Genomic DNA, 17,340 nt, shown 5'->3' with positions numbered 1-17,340 from the left:
CCGATGACCAAGATCAACAAGGCGGCCTGTATCGGCGGCGGCGTCATCGGCGGCGGATGGATCGCCCGTTTCCTGCTCGCTGGCATCGATGTCGATGTCTACGACCCGCATCCAGAGGCAACGCGCATCGTCGGCGAAGTTCTGGCCAATGCCGAAAAGGCCTATGCGATGCTGACCGGTGCGCCGCTGCCGCCGCGTGGAAAGCTCACCTTCAGGGACACGCTGGAAGCAGCTGTCGAGGGCGCCGACTGGATTCAGGAAAGCGTGCCCGAGCGGCTGGATCTCAAGCGCAACGTGCTGATGCAGATTGATGCAGCCGCAAAGCCCGAGGCCTTGATCGGCTCATCCACCTCTGGCCTTCTGCCGACCGATTTGCAGCGCGACATGCGCCATCCCGAGCGCCTCTTCGTCGCCCATCCCTATAATCCCGTCTATCTCCTGCCGCTCGTCGAAATCGTCGGTGGCGAAAAGACCAGCGCTGCCACCATTCAGGCGGCGATGGAGCGCCTGCCGCCGATCGGCATGAAGGGCGTGCATATCGCCAAAGAGATCGAGGCTTTCGTCGGCGACCGCCTGCTGGAAGCCCTTTGGCGCGAGGCCTTGTGGCTGATCAAGGACGATATCTGCACCGTCGAGACGTTGGACGATGTCATCCGCTATTCTTTCGGCCTGCGCTGGGCGCAGATGGGCCTGTTCCAGACCTATCGCATCGCCGGCGGCGAGGCGGGCATGCGGCATTTCCTGGCGCAGTTCGGCCCTGCCCTGCAGTGGAACTGGACGAAGCTGATGGACGTCGTCGATCTCGACGACGCACTTGTCGAAAAGATCGGTCAGCAGTCGGATGAACAGGCCGATGGCCTGTCGATCCGTGAACTCGAGCGCATCCGTGACGAAAATCTCGTCGGCATCCTTCAGAGCCTGAAGGGAAGCCATGGCGGCAAGGGCTGGGGCGCGGGCAAGCTGCTGAAGGATTTCGAGCAGCATCTTTGGAGCGCGGGTGGCGGAGCGAAGCAAGGTTTCGACATATCGAGGCCGCTGCGCCTGATCGACACGAAGGTCAGCCCGGCCTGGGTCGATTATAACGGCCATATGACCGAGCATCGCTACCTGCAGGTGTTCGGCGATACGTCGGATGCGCTGTTGCGCCTGATCGGCGTCGATCTCGATTATGTCGAGCGCGGTCACAGCTACTACACGGTAGAGACCCATATCCGCCATCTCGGCGAAGCTAAGCTCGGACAGGTCATCCATTCGACGGCGCAGATCCTCGCATCCGATGAAAAGCGGCTGCATGTCTTCCATGCGCTGCACGACAGCGCCAGCGGTGAGGTGATCGCCACCGCCGAACAAATGCTACTGCATGTCGACGCGAAAGCAGGCAGAGCCGTTGCCGCACCGGAGGAGGTGCTGAGCAAATTAAGGCCGATCGCCGCTGCGCACGCAGCTTTGGCCGTGCCGGAGGGAGCCGGCCGTCATGTGGGACAAAAACGCTAGGAGGAAGCGATCGTGAATTTCGGGCTCAGCGAAGAACAGGAGATGATCGTCAAGACGGTCAGGGACTTCGTCGAGACGGAGATCTATCCGCACGAAAACGAGGTCGAGCGCACCGGCTTCGTGCCACCCGATCTTGGGCTGGAGATCAAGCGCAAATGTATCGAGCTCGGCTTCTATGCTTGCAATTTCCCGGAGGAGGTCGGCGGCGCCGGGCTCGATCACGTCACCTTCACGCTCGTTGAACGCGAGCTCGGCCGCGGCTCGATGGGGCTCACCGTCTTCTTCGGACGCCCATCCGGCATCCTGATGGCCTGCGAGGGCGAGCAGAGGGAGCGCTACCTCCTGCCGGCAGTGCGCGGGGAAAGGGTCGATGCGCTCGCCATCACCGAACCGGATGCCGGCTCCGACATGCGCGGCATGAAATGCGCAGCACGGCAGGATGGTAACGATTTCGTACTCAACGGCACGAAGCATTTCATCTCGCATGCCGATGTCGCCGATTTCGTCATCGTCTTTGCCGCAACCGGCGAGGAAGACACACATCGTGGCCTCAAGAAGAAGATCACAGCCTTCCTGGTCGATCGCAGCACCCCAGGCTTCGAGATACTGAAGGGTTATGACTCGGTCTCCCATCGCGGCTATCACAACTGCATCCTGAACTTCACCGATTGCCGCCTGCCTAAATCACAGGTGCTCGGAGAGGTGCATCGCGGTTTTGATCTTGCCAATCAGTGGCTCTACGGGACCCGCCTGACGGTTGCCGCCACCTGCGTCGGCCGGGCGCGACGCACCTTTGATCTGGCCCTGTCCTATGCGGCTGAGCGCAAGCAATTCGGCAAGCCGATCGGCGCCAATCAAGGCGTGTCGTTCAAGCTCGCCGACATGATCACTGAGATCGACGCGGCCGATCTGCTCACACTGTCGGCCGCCTGGAAGCTCGATGCTCGGATCCCGGCCAATCGCGAAATCGCCTCGGCCAAGCTCTATGCGTCGGAAATGCTCGCTCGCGTCACCGACGAGGCAATCCAGATCTTTGGCGGCATGGGCCTGATGGACGACCTGCCGCTCGCCCGCTTCTGGCGCGATGCCCGCGTCGAACGCATCTGGGACGGCACCTCGGAAATCCAGCGGCACATCATCAGCCGCGACCTGCTTCGGCCGTTCGGAGCATGAGCCCATGACCCAGCGTTCGCTCGACCGCCTGATCCGACCCAGAACGATCGCCGTCTTCGGCGGTAGAGAGGCACGGCGCGTCATCGAGCAATGCGACCGCATGGGATTTGCCGGCGAAATCTGGCCGGTGCATCCGACACAGGAAGACGTGCTCGGCCGCCGCTGCTACCGGTCGGTCGCCGAACTGCCTGGCGCGCCGGATGCCGCTTTCGTCGGCGTCAACAGGGTGCTTACCGTCGATATCGTGAGCGAGCTTTCCGCCAGAGGCGCCGGCGGCGCCGTCTGCTATGCCTCAGGCTTCAGCGAGGCTGTGGTGGAACTGGCTGACGGAGCGGATTTGCAGCGCGCTCTGGTCGAAGCGGCAGGTAGCATGCCGATCGTCGGCCCGAATTGTTACGGCATGATCAACGGGTTGGACGGCGCCCTGCTCTGGCCGGATCAGCATGGCATCGTGCGAACCGAGCGCGGTGTCGCGATCCTGACGCAATCCTCCAACATCGCCATCAACTTGAGCATGCAGAGACGTGGCCTGCCCATCAGCTACCTGATGACAGCGGGCAACCAAGCGCAGACCGGGCTGTCGGACCTTGCGCGGGCCGTTCTTGAAGACCCGCGCGTCACAGCGGTCGGCCTGCATATCGAAGGCTTCGGTGATATAAGGGCACTGGAAGCCCTCGCCATGCGCGCCCGAGAGCTGAAGAAGCCCGTCGTCGCGCTGAAGGTCGGAAAATCCGAACAGGCTCAACGCGCCACCGTTTCGCACACAGCCTCGCTTGCCGGCAGCGATGCGGTGGCCGGCGCCGTTCTCGATCGCCTCGGCATCGGTCGTGTCGAAACGCTGCCGGAGCTCGTAGAGACGCTGAAACTCCTGCATGTTGCCGGGCCGCTGGAAAGCAATGCCATCTCCTCTATGAGCTGTTCGGGCGGCGAGGCCTCACTGATGGCGGATGCCGCCGTCGGCCGCAACGTCGAATTCCGTGCCCTGAAACCCGAACAGCTACCCGCCTTGCGCGCGAGCCTCGGCCCGATGGTGACGCTTTCCAATCCGCTGGACTATCACACCTTCGTCTGGGGTGATCTGGCCCGGCAGACGGAGGCCTTCAGCGCCATGTTCGCCGGCGGCTATGCCCTCAATCTGCTCGTTCTCGATTTCCCACGCGAGGATCGTTGTGATGGCGCCGACTGGATGATTACTGTTGCGGCGGTTGCAGCGGCAGCGAAACAGTCGGGCGCCCGCGCAGGCATTCTGGCGACCCTGCCGGAAAACATGCCGGAACCGATTGCCGAGCAGTTGATCGAAGCTGGGATCGTGCCGTTTTGCGGCATCAGCGAGACGCTGGTGGCGGCGGATATCGCCAGCGGTATTGCCAAGGCCTGGAATGGGCCGCTGCCATTGCCGCTCCTCAACGTCTCCATCACCGAAGGCGAGGTAGAGACCCTGAGTGAAGCTGCCGCCAAGGCAGAGCTTGCAGCAACGGGCCTTGCCGTCCCACTAGGCAGGACCGCCACCACGCCAGGCGAGGCGGCCGATTGCGCGGAGCAGCTCGGCTTTCCGGTCGCGCTCAAGGCGCTCGGCGTCGAGCACAAGTCCGATGTCGGCGCGGTCAAGCTCAACCTGTGGGATAGAAACGCCGTCGGGGACGCGGCGGACGGCATGGCCGGTGTCGCACACGGATTCCTTGTCGAGCGGATGATCGACCGCCCTATCGCGGAGCTGATCGTTGGTGCGGTCCGCGATCCGGTCGTCGGCCTGACCCTGACGGTCGGCGCGGGCGGAATTCTCGTGGAATTGCTTGAGGATTCCGTCGTTTTGCCACTCCCCGTGACGAAAGCCGAGGTTCTCGAGCGGATTTCGCGGCTGAAGGTTCGGAAATTGATCGAAGGCTATCGCGGCAATGCAGGCAGCAGCCTCGAAATCGTTGCTGACGCCGTCCTATCAGCGGCAGAATATGTCGTAAAGAATGCTGCAAAGCTTGAAGAACTAGACATTAATCCATTGATGGTTCTAGCAGAATCTCGGGGCGCCATTGCGGCGGATGCCCTCATCCGGCGAAGGAGGTAGCGGAAGTTGCAAGACCCCATTCGAACCCGCTCCGAAGACGGCATCCTCGAGGTCATCATCGACCGGCCCAAGGCGAATGCCATCGATCTCGCGACCAGCCGCAAGATGGGGCTGATCTTTCGCGATTTCCGCGACAACCCGGATCTGCGCGTCGCCATCGTCACCGGTGCCGGCGAAAAGTTCTTTTCCGCCGGCTGGGATTTGAAGGCCGCGGCTGATGGTGACGCGGTCGACGGCGATTATGGCGTCGGCGGCTTCGGTGGCATGCAGGAACTGCGCGACCTCAACAAGCCGATCATCTGCGCCGTCAACGGCATCTGTTGCGGCGGCGGGCTGGAGATCGCTCTGTCAACCGATCTGATCATCGCCGCGCCGCACGCGACCTTCGCGTTGCCTGAAATCCGCTCCGGCACCGTCGCCGATGCGGCTTCGATCAAGCTTCCGAAGCGCATCCCCTATCATATCGCCATGGATATGCTGTTGACCGGCCGTTGGCTCAATGTCGAGGAAGCGCATCGCTGGGGCTTCGTCAACCAGATCGTTCTCGCCGACAAGCTTATGGACAGGGCCTGGGAGCTCGCCCGCCTGCTCGCAAGCGGGCCGCCGCTCGTCTATGCAGCGATCAAGGAAATCGTTCGTGAAGCGGAAGGTTCGACGTTTCAGACTGCCATGAATAAGATTACCAAACGGCAGTTTGCAACCGTCGACGTCCTCTATTCGAGCGAAGATCAATTGGAAGGCGCACGGGCTTTCGCGGAAAAGCGAGCTCCAATCTGGAAAGGAAGGTAGGAGGCGGCAGCAACCGCTGAATTTCCCGCATGTCACGGGCAACAAACAGGCTTCAGGCGGAAGAGGAACCGAGACCTGAAGTGGCTTGCCCGGGAATTTGTCAACACGGCAAGAAGAAGGAACAGGGGAATGAACGACTATACGAAATATCTCGCAAGCCGCGTCACCGCAGGCGGGCTCAGCCGCCGTGAATTCATGGGACGCGCAATGGCCGCCGGCGTGACTTTGACGCTCGCCGACAAACTCTTCACCGAAGGTGCGATGGCAGCTGAGCCGAAGCGCGGCGGTCATCTTAAGCTTGGCCTCGAAGGCGGTGCTGCAACCGATTCAAAAGACCCGGCAAAATTCCTGTCGCAGGTCATGTTCTGCATCGGCCGCTGCTGGGGCGACATGCTGGTGGAATCCCACCCGCTGACGGGTGCTGCCGTTCCCTCGCTCGCAGAATCCTGGGAGCCGTCGAAGGATGCCGCTACCTGGACCTTCAAGATCCGCAAGGGCGTCAAGTTCCACAATGGCAAGGATCTGACCATCGACGACGTCGTCGCCACGCTCAAACGCCATACCGATGCGAAATCGGAATCGGGCGCGCTCGGCGTCGTGAAGTCGATCAAGGAAATCAAGGCCGATGGCGACAACCTCGTTCTGACCTTGACCGAAGGCAACGCCGACTTGCCGTTGCTGTTGACCGATTACCACCTCGTCATCCAGCCGAATGGCGGTTATGACGATCCCTTGGCCTCGATCGGTACCGGCCCGTATAAGATGGTCAGCTTCGAGCCCGGCGTGCGTGCCACGTTCGAGCGCAACAAGGACGACTGGCGCACCGACCGCGGCTTCGTCGACAGCGTCGAAATCATCTGCATGAACGATGCAACGGCGCGTATTGCGGCGCTTTCGTCCGGTCAGGTCCATTACATCAATCGCGTCGACCCGAAGACCGTGGATCTTCTGAAGCGCGCGCCGAACGTCGAGATCCTGGCCACAGCCGGCCGCGGCCATTACGTCTTCATCATGCATTGCGACAAGGCGCCTTTCGACAACAACGACCTGCGCCTTGCGCTGAAATACGCCATGGACCGCGAGACCATGGTCAAGAAGATCCTCGGCGGCTACGGCAAGGTCGGCAACGATTTCCCGATCAACAGCACCTATGCCCTCTTCCCGGAAGGCATAGAGCAGCGCGCCTACGATCCGGATAAGGCCGCCTTCCATTACAAGAAGTCGGGCCATAGCGGATCGGTCTTGCTGCGCACCTCCGAAGTCGCCTTCCCTGGCGCCGTCGATGCGGCCGTTCTTTACCAGGAAAGCTGCAAGAAGGCGGGGATCAACATCGAGGTGAAGCGGGAGCCGGGCGACGGCTACTGGACGAATGTCTGGAACGTCCAGCCCTTCTCCACCTCCTATTGGGGCGGACGGCCGACGCAGGACCAGATGTATTCCACCGCCTATCTCTCGACGGCGGACTGGAACGACACGCGCTTCAAGCGCCCCGACTTCGACAAGCTCCTGCTTCAGGCCCGCTCCGAACTGGACGAAGCCAAGCGCAAGGAGCTCTACCGCGCCATGGCGATGATGGTGCGCGACGAAGGCGGCGTCATCCTGCCGATGTTCAACGATTTCGTGAACGCCTCCACCAAGCAGGTGAAGGGTTACGTCCACGATATCGGCAACGACATGTCGAACGGCTATGTCGCGACCCGCGTCTGGCTGGACGCCTGATGCCCGAAGCCGGGCGAAAACGCCCTCATCTCTGACACAGCCAGGACCGCGAAAACCTTTCGCGGTCCTCCCGACGTTTCAAGCAATTCCCGGAAAATGCACAGCTGTTTTTCGTCCGGAATTGCGTAAAACAACAAGATTGAGCGGCTTAACGATTCCCATGAAACATGGAGCCGCTCTCAGTGCGAGGCATCGGCCATGTCCAATTCACCTCCCGGAACCGTTCTGCCCGGGTTGAGGTTCAAGCAGCGCTTCCCGCTGCTGTCCCTTATTATCGAGCGTTGCGTGCTCAGTATCGTTCTGCTCTTTGCGGTTTCCGTCCTGATCTTCGGCGGGCTCGAAGCCCTGCCCGGCGATTTCGCCACCACCTATCTTGGCCAGTCCGCAACGCCGCAGGCCGTCGCCAATATCCGCGAGGAGCTTGGCCTCAACCGGCCTGTGGTCACCCGCTATGTGCAATGGCTCGGCAACGCCGTGCAGGGAGATTTCGGCACCTCCTGGGCGAGCAAGAATTCTGTCGGCGAGCAGATCGGCAAGCGGCTCGGCAATTCCCTGTTTCTCGCTGGCTTTGCCGCCTTGATCTCGGTGCCGCTGGCGGTCTGTCTGGGCATGCTGGCGGTCCACTTCCGTAACCGCATGCCGGACAAGATCATCAATGTCATCTCGCTAGCGGCGATCTCGCTGCCGGAATTCTTCATCGGCTATCTCCTCATCATGTTCTTTTCCGTCAAATTCGGTATCGCGACCTTTCCGGCGACGGTCTTCGACGGCATGGGCGTCATCGACCGGCTGAAGGCGATCGCGCTGCCGACAGCGACGTTGGTTCTGGTGGTGCTCGCGCACATGATGCGCATGACTCGCGCGGCCATTCTGTCCGTCATGTCTTCGGCCTATATGGAAACTGCCGAACTCAAAGGGCTCTCCGCCTTCCGCGCCATCGTCAAGCACGCCGCCCCCAATGCGCTGGCGCCGATCATTAACGTGATCGCGCTGAACCTTGCCTATCTCATTGTCGGCGTCGTCGTTGTCGAGGTTGTCTTCGTCTATCCCGGCATGGGTCAGTATATGGTCGATGCCGTGACGGTGCGCGACATGCCGGTCGTCCAGGCCTGTGGGCTGATCTTTGCCGCGGTCTACATCTTCCTCAACATGACGGCGGACATTCTCGCCATCATCGCCAACCCGCGTCTGAGGCATCCGCGATGAGATTGAGAGATATTCCCATCACCGCCTGGGTCGGCATCATCGGTATCTTGATCGCCTTCATCTGCGCGATCTTCGCGCCCTGGATCGCTCCTTTCGGCGAGACGGAAGTCGTCGGTAACGTCTGGCAGCCTGCCGATGCGCAATATTTCTTCGGCCTCGACAATCTCGGCCGCGATATCCTGTCGCGTCTGATCTACGGCACCCGCACGACGCTCTTCGTCGCGCTGGCGGCAACGATCATTTCCTTTTCGCTCGGCATCATCCTGAGCTTTACCGCTGCCGTCTCGCGCGGATGGATCGACACGGTCTTTTCGCGCTTCAACGACCTGATGATGTCGATCCCGACACTGATCTTCGCGCTCGTCGTGCTGGCGGTTCTGCCGCAGAATCTGATCGTGCTGATCCTCGTCATGGCGATCCTCGACTCCACCCGCGTCTATCGCCTCGGCCGCGCCGTGGCGCTCGATGTCGCGGTCATGGAATTCGTCGAAGCCGCGAAGCTGCGCGGTGAGGGCAAGATCTGGATCATCTTCCGCGAGATCCTGCCGAATACGCTATCGCCGCTGCTGGCCGAATTCGGGTTGCGCTTCGCCTTCTCGATCCTGTTTCTCTCCACCCTCTCCTTCCTCGGCCTCGGCATCCAGCCGCCGGCAGCCGACTGGGGCGGCATGGTCAAGGACAACAAGGATGGCATCATCTTCGGCATCTCCGCCGCGCTCGTGCCGGGTTCTGCCATCGCGGCACTCGCAATCTGTGTCAATCTGGTGGTCGACTGGCTCTTAAGGCGCACCTCCAGCCTCAAGGGAGGGCGTGGCGATGCCTGAGCTTCTTTCCGTTCGCGATCTCAAGATCGAGGCCACCAGCTATCCGCCGGGCGAGCCACCGAAACGCGTCACCATCGTCGATGGCGTCTCCTTCGACTTGCAGAAAGGCAAGGTGCTCGGGCTGATCGGCGAGTCCGGTGCCGGCAAGTCCACCATCGGCCTTTCCGCCCTCGCCTATGGCCGTGGCGGCGCCGAGATCACCGGTGGCCAGGTATTGCTTGACGGCACCGACATCCTGCCGCTCGGTAAATCCGGCATCCGCAGGATTCGTGGCGCCCGGGTCTGTTATGTCGCGCAATCGGCAGCGGCCGCCTTCAATCCGGCGCATCGGCTGGGCGATCAGGTGATCGAAGCAACCGTGAAACATGGCTTGATGACGAAGGAAGAGGCAAGAAAGCGGGCGCTCTATCTCTTCCGCGTGCTTGGCCTGCCCAATCCGGAAACCTTCGGGGACCGCTATCCGCATCAGGTCTCCGGGGGCCAGCTGCAGCGCGCCATGACCGCGATGGCACTCTGCTCCAATCCCGAACTGATCGTCTTCGACGAACCGACGACCGCGCTCGACGTCACCACGCAGATCGACGTTCTCGCGGCCATCAAACACGCCATCGAGGAGACGCATACGGCCGCGCTCTATATCACCCATGACCTCGCTGTCGTCGCTCAGATTTCCGACGACATCATGGTATTGAGGCATGGCAAGACGGTGGAATATGGCAGCGTCCAGCAGATCATCGAGGAGCCGCGCCAGGATTATACCCGCGCCCTCGTCAACGTCCGCCAGGAGGCGCGTGCAGAAGCCGCCGATCAGACGAGCGCACTTTTGAAAGTCGAGAATATCAGTGCGCAATACTCGAATGGTTTCAAAGTATTGCACGATGTTTCTCTACACGTTCCTAAAGGCCAGACGCTAGCGGTCGTCGGCGAGTCCGGTTCCGGCAAATCGACGCTTGCCCGCGTCATCACCGGCCTGCTGCCGCCAAGCGACGGGCGGATTTCCTTCGACGGCAAGCCGTTGACACCGGCCTTGAAAGACCGCTCGCGGCAGGAGCTGCGGCGCATCCAGTTGATCTATCAGATGGCCGATACCGCCATGAACCCGCGCCAGACCGTGCGCGATATCATCGGCCGCCCGCTGACCTTCTATGACGGCCTCCGTGGCGCTGCAAAGACGGCGCGTGTGAAGGAGTTGCTGGATCAGATCGAGATGGGCAATGGCTTCATCGACCGTTATCCGGCCGAGCTTTCCGGCGGGCAGAAGCAGCGTGTCGCCATCGCCAGAGCACTTGCGGCCAAACCGGAACTCATCCTCTGTGATGAGCCGACCTCGGCACTCGATCCGCTGGTTGCCGAAGGCATTCTGAAGCTGCTCTTGAAACTGCAGGAAGAGGCGCATCTTTCCTACGTCTTCATCACCCATGACATCGCCATCGTGCGCGCCATCGCCGACAGCGTTGCGGTGATGCATCGCGGCAAGCTCGTCCGCTTCGGCCCGAAATCGGAGGCGCTGTCGCCGCCTTTCGACGATTACACCGACCTGCTGCTGAAATCCGTACCTGAGATGGAGATCGGCTGGCTGGAGCGCGTGCTGACGACGCGGAGGATGGCAAGCGCTGGCAATTGAAGGCTCGAAATCTTCAATACTCTGCCGGCACCGCATAGACTTCTGCGGATGGATCAGCGAGGAATGAGCGGACCGTCGGCGGCAGCCGGCGTGACGATAGCGGCAGCGGCCCGCAGCGCGACAGAAGCTCGCGCAAATCGGGCTCGGCGCCGACATGGCGCCAGATCATCCGCGACGCATAAGGGAGGTTTTCCTTTCGCCAGGAAACTCCCATAGTCGTCCCGCGCAGATAGACGCGCTGATACTCGTCGAAGGGCAGGAGGATCGTCTGTGACAGTATGGGATTTGGGCCGACGACCCGCTCCGTAATGAAGATCCGGTTTCGATAGAAGGCGGCCAAACCCACATATTTCGAAAACTGCTGGATGCCGTTTCCGGGGTCTCGCAGGCGCTCCATCGATTTGACATGCACCAGCCCGCCCTGCTCGATAATGCGACTGCAGGAACAGACAACCATTCCAGGCCAGGACGGTGAGCGATGGTAGGTCTGGAAATAGCCGATATGGCGCCGGAGCGCGGTTAGATCTCCGGGGAACGCCTTTAACAATTCGGAACTTTGATTGAGGTCCAGCGCCGGTTTGCGAAGCCGCTCGCGAAAGAGCCTGGGAGCGAGACCAAAGTCGGCTGCATCCAGATCGAAATACTTGGCGATACGCGCCAGATTATGAGCAGACGGCCGCGTCTGACCATTGATATATCGGTTGAATTGTTGCCGGTTGATATCGATTGCACGGCACAGATGCGAAATGGAACGCTGCGTTGCGCAGGCAATTTTAAGGTTCTCGACCAGGTGAGGCATCCGCAACTCCGTCTTGGAATGAACTAGCGTAAACTCGCTTAAAGATGCGTCAAGTCGCGAAATTGCGTGAAGCAGCCTGACCTCTACGTTCCCTCCCAACGAAGTTGAAAAAGGGAACTGCAATGACACGTGAAAAGGACCAATCTTCGCCTCTGAGCATCGGCCGCCGCCATTTCCTGGGCGGTGCCGTCGCGCTGGGCGCTTTGCCTGCCCTCACCTCCGGTCTCCTGATGCCGCGCGATGCCCGCGCGGAGGAAGCGAAGCGCGGCGGTCATCTGAAACTCGGCCTCAAGGGCGGCGCCACCAGCGATGCGCTCGACCCGGCAACCTATAGCGCCTCCGTCTTATTCGTCATTGGCCGCCTCTGGGGCGACACACTTGTCGAATCCGACCCTAAGACCGGCGCACCCTTGCCGTCGCTGGCGATTTCCTGGACACCATCGGCGGATGCATCCGTCTGGACCTTCAAGATCAGGAACGACGTGCAGTTTCACGACGGCAGCAAGATGACCGTTGCCGATATCGTCGCGACACTGAAACGACATGCAGACAAGAATTCGCAGTCCGGCGCTCTGGGGCTGATGGCCTCGATCACCGGTATTGAAGAAAAAGCAGGCGATCTTGTCCTGGCGCTTTCGGAAGGCAATGCGGACCTGCCGCTCCTTCTCACCGATTACCACCTGATCATTCAGCCGAAGGGCGGCGTCGATAGGCCGGCGGCGGCCATCGGTACAGGTCCCTACATTCTGAAAAGCTTCGAACCGGGCGTTCGCGCCACCTTCGAGAAGAACCCTACGGATTGGCGCTCCGACCGCGGCTTTGTCGACAGCGTCGAAATCCTCGTCATCAACGACAACACCGCCCGCATTGCAGCGCTCGCCTCCGGTCAGGTCCATTTCGTCAACAATGTCGACCCGAAGACCGTCCCGATGCTGAAGCGGGCACCGACCGTCGACATCCTCCGCAATGCCGGCAAGGGCTTCTACTGCTTCCTGATGCATTGCGACACGGCGCCCTTCGACAACGCCGATCTTCGGCTTGCGCTGAAATATGCGATCGACCGTCAGTCGATCCTCGACAAGGTTCTGGGCGGCTATGGAACGATCGGCAACGACTATCCGGTCAATTCCAACTACGCTCTCGCCCCGACCGATATCGAGCAACGGCCGTATGATCCGGATAAGGCTGCCTTCCATTTCAAGAAATCGGGCCTCGATCGCCCCGTTCAGTTGCTTACATCCGATGCAGCCTTTCCGGGCGCCGTGGATGCGGCGATCCTGTTCCAGCAAAGCGCGCGCAAGGCCGGCATTACGATCGACGTCAAGCGCGAGCCGGAAGACGGCTACTGGACCAATGTCTGGAACAAGCAGCCCTTCTGCGCCTCCTTCTGGGGCGGCCGTCCGACCCAGGATTCGCGCTACTCTACGTCCTACCTGTCGACCGCAGAATGGAACGACACGCGTTTCAAGCGCCCTGACTTCGACAAGTTGGTCCTGCAGGCGCGGTCTGAACTCGATGAAGCCAAGCGCAAGGTGCTTTATCGGCAGCTGGCGCTGATGGTGCGAGACGATGGCGGTCTGATCCTGCCCGTCTTCAACGACTACATCATGGCCTCTTCGAAAACGCTGAAGGGATATGTCGACGATATCGGCAACGATATGTCCAACGGCTACATCGGCAGCCGTGTATGGTTTAATGCCTAAACCTCTTCTGGATATATGACCATGTCAGACCGCAGCTTCACGACCATCGAAAATCAGTGGATCACCCTGAAGGACGGCACGCGGCTCGCCGCGCGCATCTGGATGCCCGACGGCGCAGAGAGCGATCCCGTGCCGGCGGTCTTCGAGTTCCTGCCCTACCGCAAGCGCGACGGAACGAGCCCGCGTGATGAATCCACCTACCCGGTCTTCGCCGCAGCCGGGATTGCCGGCGTGCGTGTCGACATCAGGGGCTCCGGAGAGTCCAGCGGCATTATCGACGGCGAATACACCGAGCTGGAGCTCGCCAATGCCTGTGAGCTGATCGCCTGGATCGCAGCACAACCTTGGTCGAACGGCTCGGTCGGCATGATGGGCATTTCCTGGGGCGGCTTCAACTGCCTGCAGGTCGCAGCCTTGAAGCCCCCGGCGTTGAAGGCGGTAATATCGATCGCCTCCACGGTCGATCGCTATAATGACGACATCCACTACAAGAACGGCTGCCATCTCTCCGCCCAGCTCTCCTGGGCGGCGACCATGCTTGCCTACCAGTCGCGCTCGCCTGATCCAGCCATCGTCGGCGACGACTGGCGCGATATGTGGCTGGAGCGCCTTGAGCAGGAACCTTTCTTCATGGAGGAATGGCTCCAGCATCAGCGTCGTGACGATTTCTGGCGGCACGGGTCGATCTGCGAAGATTTCGCAAGCTTCGATATTCCCGCCATCGTTATTGCCGGCTGGGCTGACGGTTATCGCAACACGCCGCTGCTGGCCGTCGAGGGTCTCGGCGAGAAAGCGAAGGCATTGCTCGGCCCGTGGATCCACAAATATCCGCATTTCGCCTGGCCGAAGCCGCGCGTCGATTTTCATGGCGAAGCCATCGCCTGGTGGAACCACTGGCTGCGTGGCGAACCTAACGGCGCCGAGGCCATGCCATCGGTGCGTGCCTATATTCTCGATTCGATAAAGCCAGCCACACGCCGCGACTTCGACCCCGGCTTCTGGATCGCGAAGCAAGAATGGCAGCAGCCCGAGATGCAGTGCTTCTATGTCGAGCAATTCGGCACGCTGATGGAAGGCATGCCGATCCCGCATGCGCCGGAACATCCCGTCTACCTGCGCTCGCCGCTCGACACGGGCACGGCCTCGGGCGAATGGTTCACCCTGAAGCCCGATGCGGAATTGGCGATCGATCAGCGTGTCGACGATGCCGGGTCGCTGACCTTCCAGACAGCGCCACTGGTCGAGGATCACGACTATCTCGGTCGCCCGGTCGTCACCTTGACGCTGCGGTGCGATGCCGAAACCGCCAATCTGTGCGCGAGGCTCGTCGATATCCATCCGGACGGCACGGCAACGCGCGTTTCCTTCGGCGTCCTCAATCTCGCCCATCGCAACGGCAATGCTGCGCCGGAGCCGCTGATTAAGAGTCAGCAGGTCCAGGTGACTCTGACGCTCGATGCCTGTGGCTATCGTTTCCGCAAGGGGCACCGCATTCGCCTGTCGCTGTCGACAGCCTATTGGCCGATGGTGCTGCCGCCACCTGAAGATCCGGGACTGACGATCGATATCGCCTCCATCGGCCTTGCTTTGCCGCAGCTCGGTGCACATGAGATTATCGACATCAAGCAGCCCGACAACCCCGATCCGCTGCCGAAATATATCGAACATGCACCGGGCTCGACGAAGCGACAGGTGGTGCGCGATCTCTCGGCCGGCGTCACCCGCTATGAAATTCATGAGGACACCGGCCTCTTCGAACATCCCGGCACGGGACTTTCCACACGGCAGTTGCGCGAAGAGGTCTGGTCGATCGCGCCGGACGATCCGCTGTCGATGACGGGCATCTCGACATGGACCTGCGACATGAGCCGCCCCGGCTGGTTCGTTCGCACGGTGGCGACATCGTCCATGTCGTGCACGGCAAAGGACTGGGTGATCAGCGCCTCGGTCGTTGCCTATGAAGGCGAGACCGAGATTTTCCGGAAGATCTTCGAGGAGAAGCGTATCGCGCGCGACCTGATGTAGGTCAACGGGAGCCCGCAAACCGGCTTGCCGCCGCGCAGATGGCGGCAAAGCCGACCCGCGCACCTTCGCTCATATGCCGTGCCCGCAGCCACGCATGCACCATTTGCGGCTCCTCGCGGAACCAGACTTCGACGCCTGCTTGCGCGAGCCGAGCCGCGTAATTGCGGCCATCGTCGCGCAGAGGATCGTAATGCGCAACCGTGATGAAGGTTGGTGGAAGTCCGGCCACGGAAGACGAGGCAAGCGGCTCGGCGACCGGATTGCCTGACGGAGCCTGCAGAATGGTGCGATAATAGGCGACATCCGCGGTCGTCAGCCCCGGCGCGTCGGCCATCTCCTCATAGGAGCCGGAGACGAGATCGCCGCCGAGCGCAGGGTAGATCAGGATCTGGCCGACAATTCCCGAAAGCCCCTCCGCTTGCGCCCGCACGACCAATCCCGCCGCGAGATTGCCGCCGGCGCTGTCGCCGATCAGCACGACCGACGTCTTCTCGGCAAGCAGCTGCTCGAGAACACTGAAACAATCATCCGTCTGCGCCGGCCAGCGATATTCCGGCGCCAGCCGATAATCGACCGAGACCAGCTCGGCGCCGGCATGATCGGCGATCTCGGCGCAGATGGCATGATGGCTTTCAAGCGAGCCGACGACGAAACCACCGCCATGGAGACACAGCAGCTTCGTTGCGGTACGGATATTGGCGGGCTTGTAACGCCTGACGGGAATCGTTCCGGATACGAGATCATCCGCGGTCTGCATGCCGTCGGGCAAGGGGCGATCGAAGCGCGCGCATAAGGCGTCATACCATTGGCGCTGTTGCGTAATGGAGGCCGTGACCGCATCCGGCGGATAAAAGGAGTCGCAGATCTCCATGAACTGCAGGATGCCTGCCTCGTTCGGCATGGGACGCTCGGCAGTAGCCATCGGATATCCTCGATTCGTGCCTATCGATCAAGGATAGCGCAACGATGCAAGCGAATGCTTACCTGCCTACGGCCAGCACCGCCGCGATGGCGACATCTGCCTGGTTGCGCCGCGTTCAATCGGCCGCAAATACGCTGCTCGACAGCAGGGAAAAACCCGTAGGCATCTGCATGCATTGCGCGTTGGACCAGGTGAGTACTGCAAGCGCGAGAGCCGCGCCAATCACAAGCCGAAGCATGATATTTCCTCATCGGTGTTGCTGCCATCGCGAGCTCAGTTGCATCGCGGGCATTGGATCGTTAGGCCAGCGCCGTGGAAGCGGCAGGGTTCCGTCTATATGGACCTCGTGCGGCTGACTTATGGCCAAGTCATGGCAGGAATTGAGTGTTCGCGAGCGATCCGCTCGGTGCTGGCCCGATCGCGGGGTTGGACCTTCACCTTGCGTGATATTGCTCGTCCGTCACATGCTCCAGCCAATCCACCACCTTGCCGTCGAGATGTTCGTGGATGGCGATATGGGTCATGGCTGTTGTCGGCGAAGCGCCGTGCCAGTGCTTCTCGTTCGGTTCGAACCAGACGACATCCCCGGGCCGGATCTCCTCGACCGGGCCGCCTTCGCGCTGAGCGAGGCCAAGGCCGGCGGTGACGATCAAGGTCTGGCCGCGCGGGTGGGTATGCCATGCCGTCCTCGCGCCAGGTTCAAAGGTGACGCTGCCGGCGGCGGCCCGGCGGGCGTCATTGGCAGCAAACAGCGGGTCAATCCTGACCGTACCGGTGAACCAGTCGGAGGGGCCTTTGCCGGAGGGTTGCGTGCCGTTCTTCTTGATGTCCATGATGACGTCCTTCCTGAAATCGGCTGCGTTGGCGCGACCGTGTGGGAATTAACTTAGCTCACGATTCACGGAGCGGTAGAGGGCCGTTCACGCATAGACTTATGAATAGGGACGATAAATCCCTTTCGAGTGGGAGGACGTAGCAAGTGCCCTGGGGTTGACCGTGC

The 17,340-nt window shown here is 61.2% G+C and carries 14 protein-coding genes; 10 read left to right on the top strand and 4 right to left on the bottom strand.

What is annotated here, in order from left to right:
* Window positions 1–3 precede the first annotated feature (3 nt).
* The 8 genes from DQ393_RS28140 to DQ393_RS28105 all read left to right on the top strand — a co-directional run bounded on the left by DQ393_RS28140 (window position 4) and on the right by DQ393_RS28105 (window position 10,891).
* A complete protein-coding gene (locus DQ393_RS28140) occupies window positions 4–1,494 on the top strand; it encodes a carnitine 3-dehydrogenase (RefSeq protein WP_112344956.1) in 1,491 nt (496 codons plus the stop codon).
* A 12-nt stretch (window positions 1,495–1,506) separates the two neighbouring features.
* Window positions 1,507–2,667: an acyl-CoA dehydrogenase family protein gene (locus tag DQ393_RS28135; protein WP_112344955.1), complete on the top strand. Its 1,161-nt coding sequence runs from the start codon at window positions 1,507–1,509 to the stop codon at window positions 2,665–2,667.
* Between the two features lie 4 nt (window positions 2,668–2,671).
* Window positions 2,672–4,729, top strand: a complete 2,058-nt coding sequence (locus DQ393_RS28130; protein WP_112344954.1) for an acetate--CoA ligase family protein — start codon at window positions 2,672–2,674, stop codon at window positions 4,727–4,729.
* Between the two features lie 6 nt (window positions 4,730–4,735).
* A complete protein-coding gene (locus DQ393_RS28125; protein WP_112344953.1) occupies window positions 4,736–5,518 on the top strand; it encodes a carnitinyl-CoA dehydratase in 783 nt (260 codons plus the stop codon).
* A gap of 129 nt (window positions 5,519–5,647) precedes the next feature.
* Window positions 5,648–7,237 carry an ABC transporter substrate-binding protein gene (locus tag DQ393_RS28120; RefSeq protein WP_112344952.1) on the top strand — a complete coding sequence of 530 codons (1,590 nt, stop codon included), beginning with the start codon at window positions 5,648–5,650 and terminating at the stop codon, window positions 7,235–7,237.
* Window positions 7,238–7,435: 198 nt separating this feature from the next.
* Window positions 7,436–8,443: an ABC transporter permease gene (locus tag DQ393_RS28115; protein WP_112344951.1), complete on the top strand. Its 1,008-nt coding sequence runs from the start codon at window positions 7,436–7,438 to the stop codon at window positions 8,441–8,443.
* Window positions 8,440–9,267: an ABC transporter permease gene (locus DQ393_RS28110; RefSeq protein WP_112344950.1), complete on the top strand. Its 828-nt coding sequence runs from the start codon at window positions 8,440–8,442 to the stop codon at window positions 9,265–9,267. Before DQ393_RS28115 ends, DQ393_RS28110 begins: the two co-directional genes overlap by 4 nt.
* Entirely contained in the window at window positions 9,260–10,891 is a 1,632-nt protein-coding gene (locus DQ393_RS28105; RefSeq protein ID WP_112344949.1) for an ABC transporter ATP-binding protein, read from the top strand. Before DQ393_RS28110 ends, DQ393_RS28105 begins: the two co-directional genes overlap by 8 nt.
* 13 nt (window positions 10,892–10,904) lie before the next feature.
* Here the strand turns inward: DQ393_RS28105 and DQ393_RS28100 are convergent, their stop codons facing one another.
* Window positions 10,905–11,690: a helix-turn-helix domain-containing protein gene (locus tag DQ393_RS28100; RefSeq protein WP_112344948.1), complete on the bottom strand. Its 786-nt coding sequence runs from the start codon at window positions 11,688–11,690 to the stop codon at window positions 10,905–10,907.
* 122 nt (window positions 11,691–11,812) lie between these two features.
* Here DQ393_RS28100 and DQ393_RS28095 point away from each other — a divergent pair, with 122 nt between their 5' ends.
* Window positions 11,813–13,393, top strand: coding sequence for an ABC transporter substrate-binding protein (locus DQ393_RS28095; RefSeq protein WP_112344947.1), 1,581 nt, complete (start codon window positions 11,813–11,815; stop codon window positions 13,391–13,393).
* Window positions 13,394–13,414: 21 nt separating this feature from the next.
* Entirely contained in the window at window positions 13,415–15,418 is a 2,004-nt protein-coding gene (locus DQ393_RS28090; RefSeq protein ID WP_112344946.1) for a CocE/NonD family hydrolase, read from the top strand.
* A gap of 1 nt (window position 15,419) precedes the next feature.
* Here DQ393_RS28090 and DQ393_RS28085 read toward each other — a convergent pair whose 3' ends face one another.
* The 3 genes from DQ393_RS28085 to DQ393_RS28080 form a co-directional block, all read right to left on the bottom strand.
* Complete coding sequence (locus DQ393_RS28085) at window positions 15,420–16,340, bottom strand: alpha/beta hydrolase (RefSeq protein ID WP_112344945.1); 921 nt, start codon at window positions 16,338–16,340, stop codon at window positions 15,420–15,422.
* A 115-nt stretch (window positions 16,341–16,455) separates the two neighbouring features.
* Complete coding sequence (locus DQ393_RS34160) at window positions 16,456–16,578, bottom strand: hypothetical protein (RefSeq protein WP_281024054.1); 123 nt, start codon at window positions 16,576–16,578, stop codon at window positions 16,456–16,458.
* 196 nt (window positions 16,579–16,774) lie between these two features.
* Complete coding sequence (locus tag DQ393_RS28080; protein WP_112344944.1) at window positions 16,775–17,173, bottom strand: (R)-mandelonitrile lyase; 399 nt, start codon at window positions 17,171–17,173, stop codon at window positions 16,775–16,777.
* Between the last annotated feature and the right edge of the window lie 167 nt (window positions 17,174–17,340).

It is taken from the genome of Martinezella tropici (genome assembly GCF_003287875.1).
GTDB lineage: Bacteria > Pseudomonadota > Alphaproteobacteria > Rhizobiales > Rhizobiaceae > Rhizobium > Rhizobium tropici_C.
This window is presented reverse-complemented; position numbering and strand designations above follow the sequence as displayed.

Coding starts and splice junctions, on each gene's coding strand:
- DQ393_RS28140 (WP_112344956.1), top strand. CDS start 4: ATGACCAAGATCAACAAGGCGGCCTGTATCGGCGGCGGCGTCATCGGC.
- DQ393_RS28130 (WP_112344954.1), top strand. CDS start 2,672: ATGACCCAGCGTTCGCTCGACCGCCTGATCCGACCCAGAACGATCGCC.
- DQ393_RS28120 (WP_112344952.1), top strand. CDS start 5,648: ATGAACGACTATACGAAATATCTCGCAAGCCGCGTCACCGCAGGCGGG.
- DQ393_RS28115 (WP_112344951.1), top strand. CDS start 7,436: ATGTCCAATTCACCTCCCGGAACCGTTCTGCCCGGGTTGAGGTTCAAG.
- DQ393_RS28110 (WP_112344950.1), top strand. CDS start 8,440: ATGAGATTGAGAGATATTCCCATCACCGCCTGGGTCGGCATCATCGGT.
- DQ393_RS28105 (WP_112344949.1), top strand. CDS start 9,260: ATGCCTGAGCTTCTTTCCGTTCGCGATCTCAAGATCGAGGCCACCAGC.
- DQ393_RS28100 (WP_112344948.1), bottom strand. CDS start 11,690: ATGCCTCACCTGGTCGAGAACCTTAAAATTGCCTGCGCAACGCAGCGT.
- DQ393_RS28095 (WP_112344947.1), top strand. CDS start 11,813: ATGACACGTGAAAAGGACCAATCTTCGCCTCTGAGCATCGGCCGCCGC.
- DQ393_RS28090 (WP_112344946.1), top strand. CDS start 13,415: ATGTCAGACCGCAGCTTCACGACCATCGAAAATCAGTGGATCACCCTG.
- DQ393_RS28085 (WP_112344945.1), bottom strand. CDS start 16,340: ATGGCTACTGCCGAGCGTCCCATGCCGAACGAGGCAGGCATCCTGCAG.
- DQ393_RS34160 (WP_281024054.1), bottom strand. CDS start 16,578: ATGCTTCGGCTTGTGATTGGCGCGGCTCTCGCGCTTGCAGTACTCACC.
- DQ393_RS28080 (WP_112344944.1), bottom strand. CDS start 17,173: ATGGACATCAAGAAGAACGGCACGCAACCCTCCGGCAAAGGCCCCTCC.